Below are 17533 nucleotides of genomic sequence, written 5' to 3' on the forward strand. Positions count from 1 at the left end.
ACCGCACCCACCCTGACCCCTGATCAGGCGTTCGACGCGCTCTACGCGTTCTGCGCCCCCGCCCTGGTCCGCCAGACCTATCTGCTCACGGGGCGGCGGGAGTTGGCCCGCGAGGCGGTGGAGCGGGCGTTCCAGGCGGCCTGGCAGCGCTGGCCCGAGGTGGCCCGCGACCGCGACCCGGGCGGCTGGGTCCGGGCGACGGCGTACGAGTACGCCCTCTCCCCCTGGCACGGCTTCCGCCCTCGCTACCGCACCCCCGAGCCCCCGCCCGCCGACCCGGACGCCCGCGCCCTGCTGGACGCGCTGCTCCGCCTCCCGCCCTCCTACCGCCGCACCCTCGTGCTGTACGACGGCGTCGGCCTCGACCTGCCCGAGACGGCGGCCGAGACCGAGGCGAGCACCCCGGCCGCGGCGGGCCGGCTGACCCGCGCCCGCGAGGCCGTCGCCGCGCGGGTACCGGAACTGGCCGACCCGGCCGCCCTGCACCGGCGCCTGACGGAACTCGCCTCCACCGAACGGCTCCGCGCCGACGCCCCGACCACCGTCCGCACCACGGGCGAGCGCCGCAACGTCTTCTGGACCCGCGCGGCCATCGCCTTCACCGTCGCCATCATCGGCGCGACCGGCCTCACCCTGCGCACGGCACCCACGCACTACGAAGCCCCCATCGCCCCCGCCCAGGCCGTGCGCGGCGTCCCCCCGGCCCCCGCGCTCGGCCCGCTCTCGCCGGCCGAGGTGACCCTGCGCAACAAGCTGCGCGCGGCGGCGGGCAACGGCCCGGAACGGCTGACGCCGTCACCCGGCTGACCCCGCGTGCCGGAAAACAGCGGCGGGCCCGCCCCCGAGAAGGGGACGGGCCCGCCGGTGTGCTGCCCGAAGGGCCGAGCGTCAGGCGCTCAGGATCTCCCGCGCCAGCTTGGCCGTCTCGGTCGGCGTCTTGCCGACCTTGACGCCCGCGGCCTCGAGGGCCTCCTTCTTCGCCTGGGCGGTGCCGGACGAACCGGAGACGATCGCGCCGGCGTGGCCCATCGTCTTGCCCTCGGGCGCGGTGAAGCCCGCGACGTAGCCGACGACCGGCTTGGTCACGTTGTCCTTGATGAACGCGGCCGCGCGCTCCTCGGCGTCGCCACCGATCTCACCGATCATCACGATCAGGTCGGTGTCGGGGTCGTCCTGGAACGCGGCCAGGGCGTCGATGTGCGTGGTGCCGATGATCGGGTCGCCACCGATACCGACGGCGGTCGAGAAGCCCAGGTCACGCAGCTCGTACATCATCTGGTACGTCAGCGTGCCGGACTTCGAGACCAGGCCGATGCGGCCCGGCTTGGTGATGTCGCCCGGGATGATGCCGACGTTGGACTGGCCCGGCGTGATGATGCCGGGGCAGTTCGGGCCGATGATCCGGGTCTTGTTGCCCTTCTTGCCGGCGTACGCCCAGAAGGCGGCCGTGTCGTGCACGGCGATGCCCTCGGTGATCACGACGGCCAGCGGGATCTCGGCGTCGATCGCCTCGACGACGGCGTCCTTGGTGAACTTCTCCGGCACGAAGATGACGGAGACGTTGGCGCCGGTCTTCTCGATGGCCTCCTTGACGGTCCCGAAGACGGGTACCTCGGTGCCGTCGAAGTCCACGGTCTGACCCGCCTTGCGCGGGTTGACGCCGCCCACGACCTCGGTGCCGTCACCCAGCATGAGCTTGGTGTGCTTCATGCCGGTGGCGCCGGTCATGCCCTGGACGATGACCTTGCTGTCCTTGTTGAGCCAGATAGCCATGGTGTGTACGTGTCCTCGTCCTGAGTGCTTACTTTGCGGCGTGGGCCAGCTCGGCGGCCTTGTCGGCCGCGCCGTCCATGGTGTCGACGCGCTGGACCAGCGGGTGGTCGGCGTCGGTGAGGATCTTGCGGCCCAGCTCGGCGTTGTTGCCGTCGAGGCGGACGACGAGCGGCTTCTCGACCTTCTCGCCGCGCTCCTCGAGGAGCTTGAGCGCCTGGACGATGCCGTTGGCGACCTCGTCGCAGGCGGTGATGCCGCCGAAGACGTTGACGAACACGGACTTGACGTCCGGGTCGCCCAGGATGATCTCCAGGCCGTTCGCCATGACCTGGGCGGAGGCGCCGCCACCGATGTCCAGGAAGTTGGCGGGCTTCACGTCGCCGTGCCTCTCACCGGCGTACGCGACGACGTCCAGGGTGCTCATGACGAGACCCGCGCCGTTGCCGATGATGCCGACCTGGCCGTCGAGCTTGACGTAGTTGAGGCCCTTCGCCTTGGCGGCGGCCTCGAGCGGGTTGGCCGCTTCCTTGTCGTGCAGCTCTTCGTACTCGGGGTGACGGAACTCGGCGTTCTCGTCGAGCGACACCTTGCCGTCCAGCGCCAGGACCTCGCCGGAGGCGACCTTCGCCAGCGGGTTGACCTCGACGAGGAGGGCGTCCGACTTGATGAAGGTGTCCCACAGCTTGATCAGGACGTTGACGACCTTGTCCGCGACCTCGGCCGGGAACTTGGCGGCCTCGACGATCTCGCGGGCCTTGGCCTCGTCCACGCCGTCGATGGCGTCGATCGCGATCTTGGCGACAGCCTCCGGGCGGGTGGCCGCCACCTCCTCGATGTCCATGCCGCCCTCGACGGAGGCGATGGCGAGGAAGGTGCGGTTGGCACGGTCGAGGAGGAAGGAGACGTAGTACTCCTCGACGATCTCCGGAGCAGTCTCGGCGATCATCACCTTGTGGACCGTGTGGCCCTTGATGTCCATGCCGAGGATGTCCGTCGCGCGGGCGACGGCCTCGTCCGGGGTGGCGGCGAGCTTGACGCCGCCGGCCTTGCCACGACCACCGACCTTCACCTGCGCCTTGACGACGGACTTGCCGCCCAGACGCTCGGTGATCTCGCGCGCCGCCTCAGGCGTGTCGATGACTTCACCGGCCAGCACCGGTACATCGTGCTTGGCGAAGAGGTCCCTCGCCTGGTACTCGAACAGGTCCACGCGCTTCCGTCCCTATCAGTGATCTCGCGGTCGTTGGATGCGTGGGCGTGCCGCGAAGGGCAACGTGACGTCCGCTTGTCACAAGGGGTGCGCACACGGTGTCCGAGCGCGCGGCATGTCCGTCTCGCAGGTTATCCCTGCTTGCCGGGGGCCTCTAAATCGCGGGTCACACCCGAGCGGTGATACCTGTCACATGATGCCGTTTTCCCTGACACGCCGTGCCTCATGGGGTGCACTTGTTCGACCGATCACCCCATCCCCCTTGTCACGCGGTGTCCGGTATGGGCAGCGGGCGCTTCTCGATCGCGGCGGCCATCACCTCCGGGAAGAGGTCCGGGGTGCAGGCGAACGCCGGGGCACCGAGCGCGGCCAGCGCGGCCGCGTGCTCCCGGTCGTAGGCGGGCGCCCCCTCGTCGGACAGCGCGAGCAGGGTCACGAACTGCACGCCGGACGCCTTCATCGCGGCGACCCGCTTCAGCATCTCGTCCCGGATGCCGCCCTCGTAGAGGTCGCTGATCAGGACGACCACCGTCTCGGCGGGCCGGGTGATTTTCGACTGGCAGTAGGCGAGCGCCCGGTTGATGTCGGTACCGCCGCCGAGCTGGGTGCCAAAGAGCACGTCCACCGGGTCGTCGAGCTGGTCGGTGAGGTCGACGACGGAGGTATCGAAGACGACCATGCGCGTGCTGATCGACCGCATCGAGGCGAGCACCGCGCCGAACACCGACGCGTAGACCACGGACGCTGCCATCGAGCCGGACTGGTCGATGCAGAGGATCACCTCCTTCTTCACCGACTGCGCGGCCCGCCCGTACCCGATGAGCCGCTCCGGCACGATCGTCCGGTACTCCGGCAGGTAGTGCTTGAGGTTGGCCGCGATCGTGCGGTTCCAGTCGATGTCGTGGTGGCGCGGCCGGCTGACCCGGGCGCTGCGGTCCAGGGCGCCGGTGAGCGTGGCACGGGTGCGGGTCGCCAGCCGCTTCTCCAGGTCCTCGACCACCTTGCGCACCACCGCCCGCGCGGTCTCCTTGGTGGTCTCCGGCATCGCCTTGTTCAGCGAGAGCAGGGTGCCGACCAGGTGCACGTCGGCCTCCACCGCCTCCAGCATCTCCGGCTCCAGCAGCAGCGCGGCCAGCCCGAGCCGGTCGATGGCGTCGCGCTGCATGACCTGCACGACGGAGGAGGGGAAGTAGGTGCGGATGTCCCCGAGCCAGCGCGCCACGGAGGGCGCCGAACCGCCGAGCCCCGCCGAGCGCTCCCGTCCCGCCGGGCTCCTGCCCGCCTTGTCGCCCCGGCCGTACAGCGCGGTCAGGGTGCCGTCCATGGCCGCGTCCCGGCCGGACAGCGCGACTCCGGTGCCGTCCGCCTGGTCCCCGCCCAGCACCAGCCGCCACCGGCGCAGCCGCTCGGCGTCGCCGTCACGCATGGTCGTCGTGTGTGTCATGCCCCCACCCCCGCGAGGTCGTCGTCCATCGGTCGCCGCTGCTCCGGCGTGAGACCGAGCAGCAGCCGCAGCACCGGCAGCACGGCGTCCGCGCGTCCGGCATCGGGTTCCGGCGCGAAGCCGGACGAGGCCGTGGGGCTCACGGCCCCGGCACCGCTGCCCGGACCGCGCCGGACCAGCTCACCGAGCGTCCTGCGCGCACCGGGCTCGTACGCCGAGAAGGTGCGCCGCAGCAGCGGCAGCACGTCGGTGAACGCGTCGGCGGGTACGGAGGTCAGCCACGCGTCCACCAGCCCGAGCAGCCGCTCGTCGTGCACCAGCAGCAGCCCTCCCCCGCCGCCTCCGACGAACCCCTCGACCCACGCGGCCGCGTCACCGGGCGGCGTCCCCGGCGACAGGGCCAGACCCATCAGCCGGGCCACGTCCTCGGCCTCCAGCGCCCCGTCGTCCAGCAGCAGCCGCACCGCCCGGCCCCGGAGCAGCCCCGGCACGGTCTCCCGCTGGGACAGCGTGCGCAGCACCGCCCGCCAGCGGGGCCGGAGGGCGTCGTGCCCGGTGAGCGTCTCGGCCAGCAGCCCCACCGCGCCGTGCACGGCGTCGACATGGCCCCGCATCTCCTGGGCGGCGTCGGTGTCCAGGGTGGTGCAGGCGGGCGGGAGGCCGATGAAGACGCGCTCCGCCAGGGCGGCGGCGACGTCGGCCAGCGCGCCGGTGTCGGTGCCGCGCACGTCGCCGTAACGCAGCGAGCGGACCAGGGCGGGGAGCGCCTTGGCGAGGTGGCTCACGTCGGCGTCGAGGGCGGCGCGGTCGGCGAGCACCCGCATCACCACGGGCAGCGCGTCCGGCAGCCCGGCGAGCAGGCACCGCTCGGCCAGCGCGGTCACGTCGGCGAGGGCCTGGGCCCCGACCGCGTCCGCCTCGGCCTTGGCGGTGGCCGCGCCCAGCACGGTGGTGCCCCACACCCCGGCCTCCGCGATCCGCACCGACAGCTCCGGCTCCCAGCGCAGCCGCCAGGTCTCCCGGAAGGTGCCCGTGCTCCCGCGCGAGCGGGCCGGTTCGCCCCAGCCGACGCCGAGCAGCCTGAGCCGGTGCAGCAGCCGGCCGCGCGCGGCGTCGGTGTCCTTGCGCAGGTCCAGCTCCAGCTCGCGCTCCAGCGCCTCCGGCTTGAGCCGCAGCCGGCGCTGCTCACGGGCGAGGTCCCGCTGCAACGGCACCGCCGGCGCGGACTCCGGGACCTCGCCCAGCACGTCCCCGACCACCAGCCGGTCGTACACCAGGGACAGCGGCACGTCCGAGCCCTCGCACAGCACCGCGCGCACGGCGTCCGTGGTCTCGGTGAGGCCCGGCAGCGGGCGGCCGCGCATCACCGCGAGGGTGTCGGCCAGCCGCACCGCCTCGATGACATGGGCGGAGGACACGATCCGGTCCTCCTCGCGCAGCAGCCCGGCGACCTTGGTGAGCCACCGCTCCACCGGCCGGTCCGGCGCGCCGAACAGGTGGGCGTACCAGCCCGGCGAGTCGATCCCGGCGCCGTAACCACTGGACCGGGCCAGCCTGCGGTGGGTCCAGGGCACCCAGGTGAGGTCGGTCTTGAGCTTGGGCAGGCCCTTGAGGAGGGCCCGGTCGGCGGTGACGGTGGTCTTCGCGCGGAGGGCGGGCACGTGCCAGGCACCGCAGACAACGGCCACCTCGTCCCCGAACTCCCTGCGGGCGGCGCGGACCTGGAGCCGCATGTACGCCTCGCGCACGAGGTCGCGCGGCCGGCCGCCGTCGCCGTACCGCTCCCGCAGGGCGCCCATGGCGTCCTCCAGCGCGGCGAACGGCGCGAACGGCTCGCTCAGACCCGGACCCCGGTGCTCGACGGCGTCCTCCCACCAGCGCTCGGGGTCGTCGTAACCGGCGGCCTCGGCGAGGGCGGCGAGCGGGTCCACGCGGGCGTGCTCGGCCTCTTCCGTCTCGTCTCCTTCCGGTTCTTCCGCTTCTTCCGCTGCCTCAGGGGCGCCGGTGTTCTCCTCCCAGGCCAGGGAGTGGGTCGCGGGCAGGTCGATGAAGCGGGCCGGGACCCCGTGCTCGACGGCCCACCGGATCGCCACCCACTCGGGGCTGAACTCCGCCATCGGCCAGAACGCCGACCGGCCGGGCTCGTCCACGGCGTGCGCGAGCAGCGCGACCGGCGGGCGCAGATCGGGATCGGCGGCCAGCGGGATCAGCGGGTCCGCCTCGGGCGGGCCCTCGATGAGGACGACGGCGGGCGCGGCGGCGTCCAGCGCGGCCCGCACCGCCCGCGCGGAGCCCGGCCCGTGGTGCCGGACGCCCAGCAGCAGCGGGCCCGCCTCGAACGCCCCGGCCGGGGGCGGGGCCTCGCTCACGCGCTCACCTCCCGGCAGGCCCGGTAGAAGTCCGTCCACCCGTCGCGCTCGCGTACAACCGTCTCCAAATACTCCTGCCAGACGACCCGGTCGGCGGCCGGGTCGCGCACCACGGCACCGAGGATGCCCGCGGCCACGTCCCCGGCGCGCAGCACACCGTCGCCGAAGTGGGCGGCCAGGGCGAGGCCGTTGGTGACGACGGAGATCGCCTCCGCCGTGGACAGGGTGCCGCTCGGCGACTTCAGCTTGGTGCGGCCGTCGGTGGTCACGCCGTCGCGCAGCTCGCGGAAGACGGTGACGACACGACGGATCTCGTCCAGCCCCTCGGGCGCCTGGGGCAGGTCGAGCGAGCGACCCATCTGGTCGACGCGGCGGCTGACGATGTCGACCTCGGCGTCGGCGCTCTCGGGCAGCGGCAGCACCACCGTGTTGAAGCGGCGGCGCAGCGCGCTGGAGAGGTCGTTGACGCCCCGGTCGCGGTCGTTGGCCGTGGCGATGAGGTTGAAGCCGCGCACGGCCTGCACCTCCTCGCCCAGCTCCGGGATCGGCAGGGTCTTCTCGGACAGGATCGTGATCAGCGTGTCCTGCACGTCTGCCGGTATCCGGGTCAGCTCCTCGACCCGCGCCGTCATGCCCTCGGACATGGCCCGCATGACGGGGCTGGGCACCAGGGCGTCCCGGCTGGGGCCGTGGGCGAGCAGGCGGGCGTAGTTCCAGCCGTACCGGATCGCCTCCTCCGGGGTGCCGGCGGTGCCCTGCACCAGCAGGGTGGAGTCACCGCTGACGGCCGCCGCGAGATGCTCCGACACCCAGGTCTTGGCGGTGCCGGGCACACCGAGCAGGAGCAGGGCGCGGTCGGTGGCCAGCGTGGTGACGGCGACCTCGACGATCCGGCGCGGGCCCACGTACTTGGGTGTGATCACGGTGCCGTCCGGCAGGGTGCCGCCGAGCAGATACGTGGCGACCGCCCACGGAGACAGCTTCCAGCGCTCCGGGCGCGGCCGGTCGTCCTGCGCGGCGAGCGCGGTGAGTTCGGCGGCGAAGGCGTCCTCGGCGTGCGGTCGCAACGCCTGCGGCGCCTGGCTCGGGATCGGTTCGACGTTCGTGGGTTCTGTGGACACAGTCATGGCTGAGGCCCCCTCCAGCTCGGCCGTGGGTCATCTGGCATCCACCATGCAGCACCCCACTGACAATCGCTCTGACCTGTGGATAAGTACTCGCATGACCGATTGTCAGTGGTGGGTCCTAACGTCGTTGGCATGACTCAGCAGGGGGTGCGCCGGACCGCGGAGCAGGTGCTGGACCTGGCGCCTGACGCGTCGTCGCGCAAAGCGGGAAGCAAACTGGGTGTGGCGGGGCCGTGGTCCGGTGCGGGCAGCGGCCGGGAGGGGGCGGTGTGGGGACTGTGCAAGGGCAGCGGCAGCAAGCCGTACCAGACGGTGGTGGACCTGTCGGACCCCGCCGGGCCCGCGTACAAGTGCAGTTGTCCGAGCCGTAAGTTCCCGTGCAAGCACGCGCTGGGGCTGCTGCTGCTCTGGGCCGGGGACGAGGGCGCGGTGCCCGAGTCGGAGGTGGCGCCGGACTGGGCCGAGCAGTGGCTCGCGGGCCGGCGCGGGCGGGCGGAGACGAGGAAGACGCAGGCGGCGGCAGGTTCGACCGCCGATCCGGAAGCGGCGCGGAAGCGTGCGGAGCGCCGGGACCAGCGGGTCACCGCGGGCGCGACCGAGCTGGAGCGCCGCCTCGCCGACCTGCTCCGCGACGGCCTGGCCTCGGCCGAGCGCGCCGGATACGGGCTGTGGGAGGAGACGGCGGCCCGCATGGTCGACGCCCAGGCACCCGGACTCGCCTCACGTGTGCGGGAGTTGGGAGCCATACCGGCGTCCGGTACGGGCTGGCCGGCCCGGCTGCTGGAGGAGTGCGCCCTGCTCCACCTGCTCGACCAGGGCTGGCTGCACCGCGACCGGCTCCCGGACGCCCTCGCGGCCACGGTCCGCACCCGTCTCGGCCTGCCCACCTCGCCGGACGGCCCTCCGGTGCGCGACCACTGGCAGGTGCTCGCGCAGTACGACACGGCCGACGCCAAGCTGACGACCCGCCGCATCTGGCTGCACGGCGCGGACTCGAGCCGTACCCGTCTGCTCCTCTCCTTCGGCGCTGCGGGCCGGGCACCCGAACTCTCCCTGCCGGTGGGGATGGCCCTGGACGCGGACCTGGCCGACTATCCGGGCGCGGGCCAGATCCGGGCCACCCTGGGCGAACGGCACGCCCCGGCGGCACCTGCCGCGTCCCGCCCACCGGGCACCACGACCGACCGGGCACTCACCTCCTACGGCGAGGCCCTCCGCGAAGACCCCTGGCTGGACTCCGTCCCGGTCACCCTGGACGCGGTCATACCCGTGCCGGAGGACTCCTCCGGCTCCTGGCACCTGGCCGACGCCGACTCGGACACCGCCCTGCCGCTGACCCCGTCCTTCCTGGCCCGCCCGGGGCTGTGGCGGCTGGTCGCGCTGGCCGGAGGCGCTCCGCTCACGGTGTTCGGTGAGTGCGGCCACCGAGGCTTCACGCCCCTGACGGCGTGGACGGAAGGGACGGCCGCGCCGGTGAGCCTGTGCTGAACACCCCGCCCGTGTCCACGACCCGCCCGGAAGGTAACCCCATGACCACGGCGCCCACCTGGGACGACCTCCTCACCACCGCCCTCCTGGGCACCGACCGCCGCGCGCTCCCCCTCGGCCCCGTCGACACCGCTAGCCGCGAGGCCCCGGCCGCCCTGCTGGACGCAGCCGCCGTCGCGGCCGTACGACGCCGGGCCGGCCTGCGCCCGGGCCGGGCGGGCAGCCGGCCGGAACCCGCCCCCGCCGACACCCGCCCCGCCCTGCCACCCGCGGCGGCCCACCGCCTCACCCTCCTCCTGACCGACCGCCCCGGCGCGGGCGGCGGCCGCCGGGGCAGCACCCCCGACCTCACCGAACTCCTCCCCCAGTGGCTCGCGGCGGCCAACGCGCACGGCTACGCGGCACCCCCGCAGACCGTGCCCGCACTGCTGGACGCGGCCCGTGCCCGTACCGATCTCCGCCCGGCCGCACTGGAGTTCGCGGGCGCGCGGGCCCTGTGGCTGGCCCGGCTGAACCCCGACTGGCGGTTCGCCCAGCGCTCGGCCTCCGGGGGCACCTCGGCGCTGCCCGGCGCCGAGGACGAGGAGGGCGTACGACGGCTGTGGCAGGAGGGGCTGTTCGCGGAACGAGTCGCCCTGCTGACCGCCCTACGCGCCCGAACGCCCACTGCTGCAAGGGAGTTGCTCGCGGGGACCTGGGCGCAGGAGCGGGCCGAGGACCGGCTGATGTTCCTGGACTCGCTGCGTGCGGGCCTGTCGCCCGACGACGAGCCCTTTCTGGAGCAGGCGCTCGGCGACCGCAGCCGGAACGTCCGGGCGACGGCGGCCGAGCTGCTGTCCACCCTGCCCGGCTCGGCGCTCGCCGCGCGGATGGCGCGGCGGGCCGCGACCTGCGTCGCCCTGGACCACACCGGCAGCGCGGCCGCGATAGTCGTGGAGGCCCCGGCCGCCTGCGACCCGGAGATGGAACGTGACGGCGTGACCGCCAGACCTCCGGCGGGCCGGGGTGAACGGTCGTGGTGGCTGGGCCAGTTGGTCGAGGCGGCCCCGCTGGACACCTGGCCGGACCGGCTAGGCGGGCGCACCCCGGAGCAGATCGTGGCGCTGCCCGTGACGGACGACTGGCAGGGCGAACTGCACGCCGCCTGGTGCCGGGCGGCCGTACGGCAGCGGGACGCGCGGTGGGCGCGGGCGCTGCTGGGACCGCCGTCGGCACCGGAGGCGGGCGGGCCCGGCGCGGTGTCGCTGGCGGACCGGGCGAAGCTGCTGGCCGCGCTGGAGACGGACGAACGGGCCGCGTGGGTGGCCGGGTTCATAGCCGGACACGGGCTGTCCGAGGCGTTCCAGTTGCTCGGGGTGTGCGCGCTGCCCTGGACGGCGCCGCTGGGCCGCGCGGTGGTGGACGCCCTCGACATCGCGCGGGAGGCGGGCAGTTACCCGTGGAGCTTCAGCGGGGTGATGGGCCTGGCCGAGCGCTGCCTCGACCCGGCGGAGACGGCCCGGCTGGACAGCCTGCTGGCCGTGCCCGACGAGCGGGAGGACGCCTCCCCCGGCGCCGGGGGCTACTGGGCGGAGGCGTTCCAGCGGCTGGCGACCACCCTGCGGCTGCGCGCGGCGATGGTGCGCGAGCTGGCGCCGGAGGGCGGGGCCTGAGAAGGCTCAGGAGGAGGCGGCGGGCTGGCGCGCGTTCTCCCGCACCCACTCCACGATGGACGTGGTGGTCGCACCCGGCGTGAAGATCTGGGCGACACCCTTCTCGCGCAGCGGCGGGATGTCCTCCTCCGGGATGATGCCGCCGCCGAAGACCAGGATGTCGGCGGCGTCACGCTCCTTGAGGAGGTCGATGACGGCCGCGAAGAGCGTGTTGTGGGCGCCCGAGAGGATGGACAGGCCGATCGCGTCGGCGTCCTCCTGGATCGCCGTGGCGACGATCTGCTCCGGGGTCTGGTGCAGGCCGGTGTAGACGACCTCCATGCCCGCGTCCCGCAGCGCGCGGGCGATGACCTTCGCCCCGCGATCGTGGCCGTCGAGCCCCGGCTTGGCCACCACCACGCGGATCGGACCGGCTGCCACACCCATCACTGCCTCCATCAAGGGACCACCGTCAAGGGACCGCGGAAGCGACCGCTTCCGTCCCGTACCGACAAGTACCGCACACCTGGCACGTTCCGCCACCTGTCGGAAGTGAACGAACGTTATCCCCAGCATCCCGCAGCGGACTGTTTCACGGCACCCGGCGAGGGGGAAATCACATGGTGGGACATGAGGGCACGCGGGGGACAGAGCCGCCCCCCGCGTGCCGACAGGAGGTCGGCCAATGAAGGTCACCGGGGTACTGCCACTCTTCCTCCCGATCTGCCGGCGTCTCTGGCCCGGCAGACTGGCCTCCGTGTCCGTGACGCTGGTGAAGGCCACCGCACTGGAGGCCGCGATCCTTGCCGGTCACATGCTGCTGTACCCGACCGGCCTCACCCAGGAGCGCCGCCAGGCCGCCCTTCCCGCGCCGGCGGGCACGGCGAGGCTCCCCGTGCCGACCGGCCCCCCGGTCGTGCTGGTGCACGGCTTCATCGACAACCGCTCCGTCTTCGTCCTGCTGCGCCGCAGCCTCGCCCAGCACGGCAGGCAGCGGGTGGAATCGCTGAACTACTCCCCCCTGACCTGCGACATCCGCACCGCCGCCGAGCTGCTGGGCCGGCATGTGGAGGAGATCTGCGAGCGCACCGGCAGCGCCCAGGTGGACATCGTGGGCCACAGCCTGGGGGGCCTGATCGCCCGGTACTACGCACAGTGCCTCGGCGGTGACATCCGCGTACGCACCGTGGTCACCCTGGGCACCCCGCACTCCGGGACCCGCGCGGTGCCGCTGGCGAACGCGCACCCGATCGTCCGGCAGATGCGCCCCGACTCGCCGGTGATCGAGGAGCTGGCCCGTCCCGCACCGGGCTGCCGCACCCGCTTCGTGAGCTTCTGGAGCGACCTGGACTCCGTGATGGCCCCGCTGGAGGCGGCCTGCGTCGACCACCCCGACCTGGAGGCCCACAACATCCGGGTCACCGGCATCGGCCACCTCGCCCTCCCGGTTCACCCCACGGTCGCCGCCGGCATCCGCGAGGCCCTCGACTCCGAGTCCGCCATGCGCCGCCAGGAGGGCGGCGGCCTCACGGTCGCCTGAGGCAGTCCGGCCGGGGAAACCCCGACTGGGAAACCCGCCCCACAACAGGTCGCCCGACCTCGATAGGTTCGCTCCCATGGAGAGCTGGGACCGGACCCGCGTCGGAGCACGCCTGCGCGAGGCCGCGGCGCACGACCGGGCCATGGAGCGTTTCGGGGCGGATACCCACCGTTACACACTGCGACCCCCGCTGCCGGAGCCGGAGATCCGCGGCTTCGAGACCACCCATGGCATCGAGCTGCCCCCGCAGTACCGTTCCTTCGTCGCCGAGGTGGGCGACGGCCCCGCCGGCCCGGCCCACGGCCTGCTGCCGCTGACCACCCCGCGCCCCGGCACCGACGACGACTGGGCGGTGGATGACGAGTGGGCACGGGACCGCCTCCCCGGCCGTCTGGCCTCGCCGTTCCCGCTGACCGAGCCCGCGCCCGGCCGCCTCGGCGCCGCCGCCGACAGGCTGACCCGCGGCACTCTGCTGCTGGCCGAGGAGGGCTGCGGAACGTACTTCCGCCTTGTCCTGAACGGCCCCCGCGCCGGCGAGATCTGGTTCTGCGACCCCGACTGGGGTGGCTTCACTCCATGGGACCGCGACTTCCACAGTTGGTACACGAAGTGGCTCGAAGCGCTGCCACAGGCTTCTCAGGGATGACACAGCGTCACACATCATCGAACACTCTTCGAACACAGGGCCAAACTCGCGTGCAGTGAACCCCGAAACACGGCCGAATGCCCGTTTCCCGTCCACATGAAACCAGCGGAAGATTGTCGCGCCCGCATACCGCCGGGTACAGTCGCCGCACTGCTCTGGCAGCCCCTGTTGTCGAGGCGAAAGAGAAGTTGGTGAACGACCGTCACCCGTCGGGGACCATGACCCCGGCTCCGGCTTCCGACGCCTCCACCGCGCACTACGCGCCGTACGGAGCACCGGAAGTCCCGTACGACGACCTCACCACGTACGGCGGTTACGACACCACCGGTTTCCCGGTGGCCGAGGCGGCCTACGCCACCGGCCCGCACCTCGGCGGATATCCGGCCGGCCAGCACGCCACCGGCGCGTACGACACGACGCACTGGCAGACCGGCGACGGCGGGCACCTCGCCCACGACCCCTACGCGACCCAGCAGCACAGCGGGTACGACACGGGCGCCTATAACAGCACCGCCGGCACCGCCTGGACCGTCCCCGCGCAGGGCACCCCCGAGGACACCGGCGCCTGGCCGCAGTACGGGCAGCAGCTCACCCCGGACCCCGCGCAGCAGTGGGACTGGGGCACGCAGACCTTCGACACCGGCGCGTACGACGCCACCCAGTGGAACACCGACGGCGCGGCCGCCGAGCACCAGCGGGCCGAGGAGCCGTTCGACCAGCAGGCGACCGCCACCTTCGACCAGGTGACCCACGATCCGTACGGGGACGACGCCGCCTACGCCGAGTACGCGGACCACCCCTACGGCGAACACGCCGACGCGGACGACGAGTTGACCGGCACCGGAGAACTCCCCGCCGTGCCCGCCCTCCTGGACGACCAGGAGGAGGTCACCGCGGCCCCCCGCGCGGGCTCCCGCGCCGCGGCCCGCTCCCGGCGCCGTACCCCCGCCAAGCGCTCCGCGCTGCTGACCGTCGCCGTGCCCTCGGCCTGTGTGATGGGGGTGGCCGGTATCGCCGCCGCCTCGGTCGGTGACCTGACCGGTGAGACGCAGGAGGCCGCCGCCTCCGCGGCCGACACGCACACGGTGAAGCCGTCCGTCGCCAACAGCAAGCTCGACACCCAGTTGCGGACCCTGTCCGCCGGGGCCGACGACTTCACCGACCGGGTGAGCCGGACCCAGGAGCGCATCGACCTCAAGGCGCAGCAGGCGCTGGAGAAGAAGAAGGCCGCCGCCGAGGCCGCGCTCAAGGAGAGACTCCGCCCCAAGTTCATGCTGCCGGTGCTCCAGAGGGGCCTCAGCGCCCAGTTCGGGCAGGCGGGCGTCAACTGGATGTCCGTCCACACCGGTATCGACTTCCCCGTGTCGTACGGCACCACCGTGATGGCCGCGACCGACGGTGTCGTCACCACGAAGTGGAACAGCGCCTACGGCAACATGCTGGTCCTCACGGCGAAGGACGGCACGGAGACCTGGTACTGCCACCTCTCCAGTTACCGCGTACCCTCCGGAACCTCGGTCAAGGCGGGCGAACCGGTCGCCTACTCCGGCAACTCCGGCAACTCCACCGGCCCCCACCTCCACTTCGAGGTCCGCCCGGCGGGCGGCGCCGCCATCGACCCCCTGCCCTGGCTCCGCAGCCACGGCCTGGACCCGACCTGATCCCGCCGCCCTGCACCTGACCGAGCCCCGCCGTTCCGGCGGGGCTCGCGTCGCGTCTAGAGCTTCTCGACCGGCGCGTACCGCAGCAGGAGCCGCTTGGCGTTGCCGCCGCCGAAGTCGATCGTGGCCTGCGCCTTGTCGCCCTCGCCGGCCACCGCGACCACCGTGCCGAGGCCGAACTGGTCGTGGGTGACGCGGTCCCCGATCGCCAGCGACACCACCGGCTTATCGCCGGCCCTGCGGGTGGCGAACCCGGAGGCACCGGCCGCCGAGGAGCGGGACCGGGACGAGGAGAGGGTGGAGGCGACCGAGGAGGCGGCCTTGCCGAAGGCGGGCGCGGTCGCGGCGCCGGTCCGCTTCCACTCCAGGTGGGTCGCCGGGATCTCCTCCAGGAACCGGGAGGGCGGGTTGTACGACGGCTGCCCCCACGCGCTGCGCAGCGCGGCACGGGTGAGGTAGAGCCGCTCCCGCGCGCGCGTGATGCCGACGTAGGCCAGGCGCCGCTCCTCCTCCAGCTCCTTGGTCTGGTTCAGGGCACGCATGTGCGGGAAGACGCCGTCCTCCATGCCGGTGAGGAAGACGACCGGGAACTCCAGGCCCTTGGCGGTGTGCAGGGTCATCAGTGTGATGACGCCGTCACCGTCCTCCTCGTCCGGGATCTGGTCGGAGTCCGCGACGAGCGCGACCCGCTCCAGGAACTCGGCCAGCGTGCCCTGCTCACCGTCCTCGCGCTCCTGCTCGAACTCCAGCGCCACGGCCGCGAGTTCCTGGAGGTTCTCGATCCGGGTCTCGTCCTGCGGGTCGGTGGACGCCTGGAGTTCGGCGAGGTAGCCGGTGCGCTCCAGGACCGCCTCCAGCACGGTCGCCGGTCCGGCGCCGGACTCGACGATGGTGCGCAGGTCGTCCATGAGCGCGTTGAACCGCCGGACCGCGTTGGTGGAGCGCGCGGCCATGCCGTACGCCTCGTCCACCCGCTTCAGCGCCTGCGGGAAGCTGATCTTCTCGCGCTGGGCGAGGGCGTCGATCATCGCCTCGGCGCGCTCCCCGATGCCCCGCTTGGGCACATTGAGGATGCGGCGCATCGGCACCGAGTCCTCGGGGTTGGCGAGGACGCGCAGGTAGGCCAGGACGTCCCGGACCTCCTTGCGCTCGTAGAAGCGCACTCCGCCGACGACCTTGTACGGCAGGCCGACGCGGATGAAGATCTCCTCGAACACACGGGACTGGGCGTTGGTGCGGTAGAACACCGCCACGTCCCCGGCCTTGGCGTCGCCCGCGTCGGTGAGGCGGTCTATCTCGTCGGCGACGAACTGGGCCTCGTCGTGCTCGGTGTCCGCGACATAGCCGGTGATGCCCGCGCCCTGGCCGGCGTTGGTCCACAGGTTCTTGGGGCGGCGGGACTCGTTGCGCTCGATGACCGCGTTGGCGGCGGACAGGATGGTCTGCGTGGAGCGGTAGTTCTGCTCCAGCAGGATCGTCGTCGCGTCCGGGTAGTCCTCCTCGAACTGGAGGATGTTGCGGATGGTCGCGCCCCGGAAGGCGTAGATCGACTGGTCCGCGTCACCCACGACGCACAGCTCGGCGGGCGGGACGTCGTACGCGCCGGGCGGTACGTCCTCGTCGTGCGCGCCCGTGCCCACCAGCTCCCTGACCAGCGCGTACTGCGCGTGGTTGGTGTCCTGGTACTCGTCGACCATGACGTGCCGGAAGCGGCGGTGGTAGTGCTCGGCCACATCCGGGAAGGCGCGCAGCAGGTTGACCGTGGTCATGATCAGGTCGTCGAAGTCGAGCGCGTTGGCCTCGCGCAGCCGCGACTGGTAGAGCGCGTACGCCTGGGCGAGGGTCTTCTCGAAGCCGTCGGTGGCCTGGGCGGCGAAGTCCTCCTCGTCGATCAGCTCGTTCTTCAGGTTGCTGATCTTCGCGCTGAAGGACTTGGGCGGGTAGCGCTTGGGGTCGAGGTCCAGGTCGCGGCAGACCAGGGCCATCAGACGCTTGCTGTCGGCCGCGTCGTAGATCGAGAACGACGAGGTGAAGCCCAGCCTCTTCGACTCGCGGCGCAGGATGCGGACGCAGGCGCTGTGGAAGGTCATGACCCACATCGCGCCCGCGCGCGGGCCGACGAGCTGCTCGACGCGCTCCTTCATCTCGCCCGCGGCCTTGTTGGTGAAGGTGATCGCGAGGATCTGGCCCGGGTGGACATGGCGCTCGGCGAGGAGGTGGGCGATGCGGTGGGTGAGCACCCGCGTCTTGCCGGAACCGGCGCCCGCGACGATGAGCAGCGGGGAGCCGGCGTGCACGACGGCCGCGCGCTGGTTCTCGTTCAGCCCCTCCAGCAGGGCCGCCGCGTCGACCGGGGGGCGCGGGGCGCCGTCGCGGTAGTGGGTGTCCCGGTCCGGGGGCACGTCGAACTTCCCCCCGAACAGGTCGTCCGGGACCGGCTCCGGAGCGTGCTCGTCCTCGGGCGGCGCCGGCTCCTCCTCGTGTCCCCGCGGGGGCTGGAGGCCGGCCAGGAAGTTGTCGTCAAAGAGGCTGCTCATCGCTCTACGAGTCTAGGGCGCCGCACCGACAACCGGTCCCGGTCCCGGGAACATGGCCCGAATCCCGGCGGAACGATCTCCCGTCCGGGGCCGGACCGCCCGCGTGC

The 17533-nt window shown here is 72.8% G+C and carries 12 protein-coding genes and 1 pseudogene; 6 read left to right on the plus strand and 7 right to left on the minus strand.

The features are described from left to right. Window positions 1-12 precede the first annotated feature (12 nt). Window positions 13-807: pseudogene (locus ACZ3HQ_RS03780) on the plus strand (RNA polymerase sigma factor); the annotation flags it as partial. An 81-nt stretch (window positions 808-888) separates the two neighbouring features. On the opposite strand, the gene sucD reads toward ACZ3HQ_RS03780, so the two are convergent. The 5 genes from sucD to ACZ3HQ_RS03805 form a co-directional block, all read right to left on the minus strand. Further along, window positions 889-1773, minus strand: a complete 885-nt coding sequence (gene sucD, locus ACZ3HQ_RS03785; protein WP_030811903.1) for a succinate--CoA ligase subunit alpha — start codon at window positions 1771-1773, stop codon at window positions 889-891. A gap of 28 nt (window positions 1774-1801) precedes the next feature. Beyond that, the gene (gene sucC / locus ACZ3HQ_RS03790) at window positions 1802-2983 is read right to left on the minus strand and encodes an ADP-forming succinate--CoA ligase subunit beta (protein WP_467507708.1); all 1182 of its coding nucleotides are present in this window, start codon (window positions 2981-2983) and stop codon (window positions 1802-1804) included. A 265-nt stretch (window positions 2984-3248) separates the two neighbouring features. Next, a complete protein-coding gene (locus ACZ3HQ_RS03795; RefSeq protein WP_467507710.1) occupies window positions 3249-4427 on the minus strand; it encodes a VWA domain-containing protein in 1179 nt (392 codons plus the stop codon). Then, a complete protein-coding gene (locus tag ACZ3HQ_RS03800; RefSeq protein WP_467507711.1) occupies window positions 4424-6796 on the minus strand; it encodes a DUF5682 family protein in 2373 nt (790 codons plus the stop codon). The genes ACZ3HQ_RS03795 and ACZ3HQ_RS03800 overlap by 4 nt, the downstream gene beginning before the upstream one ends. Then, window positions 6793-7923, minus strand: a complete 1131-nt coding sequence (locus tag ACZ3HQ_RS03805; protein WP_467507714.1) for an ATP-binding protein — start codon at window positions 7921-7923, stop codon at window positions 6793-6795. Before ACZ3HQ_RS03805 ends, ACZ3HQ_RS03800 begins: the two co-directional genes overlap by 4 nt. 132 nt (window positions 7924-8055) lie before the next feature. Between ACZ3HQ_RS03805 and ACZ3HQ_RS03810 the strand changes: the two genes are divergently transcribed. Next, entirely contained in the window at window positions 8056-9411 is a 1356-nt protein-coding gene (locus tag ACZ3HQ_RS03810) for an SWIM zinc finger family protein (protein ID WP_467507716.1), read from the plus strand. 41 nt (window positions 9412-9452) lie between these two features. Then, window positions 9453-11063 (plus strand): DUF5691 domain-containing protein, encoded by a 1611-nt coding sequence (locus ACZ3HQ_RS03815; RefSeq protein WP_467507717.1) that lies wholly within the window; start codon window positions 9453-9455, stop codon window positions 11061-11063. Window positions 11064-11069: 6 nt separating this feature from the next. On the opposite strand, the gene ACZ3HQ_RS03820 is transcribed toward ACZ3HQ_RS03815, so the two are convergent. Further along, entirely contained in the window at window positions 11070-11489 is a 420-nt protein-coding gene (locus tag ACZ3HQ_RS03820) for a cobalamin B12-binding domain-containing protein (protein ID WP_467507719.1), read from the minus strand. Window positions 11490-11727: 238 nt separating this feature from the next. Between ACZ3HQ_RS03820 and ACZ3HQ_RS03825 the strand changes: the two genes are divergently transcribed. From ACZ3HQ_RS03825 to ACZ3HQ_RS03835, 3 genes are all read left to right on the plus strand, one after another. After that, window positions 11728-12582 carry an esterase/lipase family protein gene (locus ACZ3HQ_RS03825; RefSeq protein ID WP_467507722.1) on the plus strand — a complete coding sequence of 285 codons (855 nt, stop codon included), beginning with the start codon at window positions 11728-11730 and terminating at the stop codon, window positions 12580-12582. Window positions 12583-12658: 76 nt separating this feature from the next. Next, on the plus strand, window positions 12659-13228 hold the full coding sequence (locus ACZ3HQ_RS03830) for an SMI1/KNR4 family protein (RefSeq protein WP_467507723.1): 570 nt from the start codon (window positions 12659-12661) through the stop codon (window positions 13226-13228). A 191-nt stretch (window positions 13229-13419) separates the two neighbouring features. Further along, the gene (locus ACZ3HQ_RS03835) at window positions 13420-14889 is read left to right on the plus strand and encodes a M23 family metallopeptidase (RefSeq protein ID WP_467507725.1); all 1470 of its coding nucleotides are present in this window, start codon (window positions 13420-13422) and stop codon (window positions 14887-14889) included. A 56-nt stretch (window positions 14890-14945) separates the two neighbouring features. Here the strand turns inward: ACZ3HQ_RS03835 and pcrA are convergent, their stop codons facing one another. Further along, a complete protein-coding gene (gene pcrA / locus ACZ3HQ_RS03840) occupies window positions 14946-17426 on the minus strand; it encodes a DNA helicase PcrA (protein WP_467507727.1) in 2481 nt (826 codons plus the stop codon). Window positions 17427-17533 lie beyond the last annotated feature (107 nt).

It is taken from the genome of Streptomyces sp. NPDC018263, from assembly GCF_055562575.1.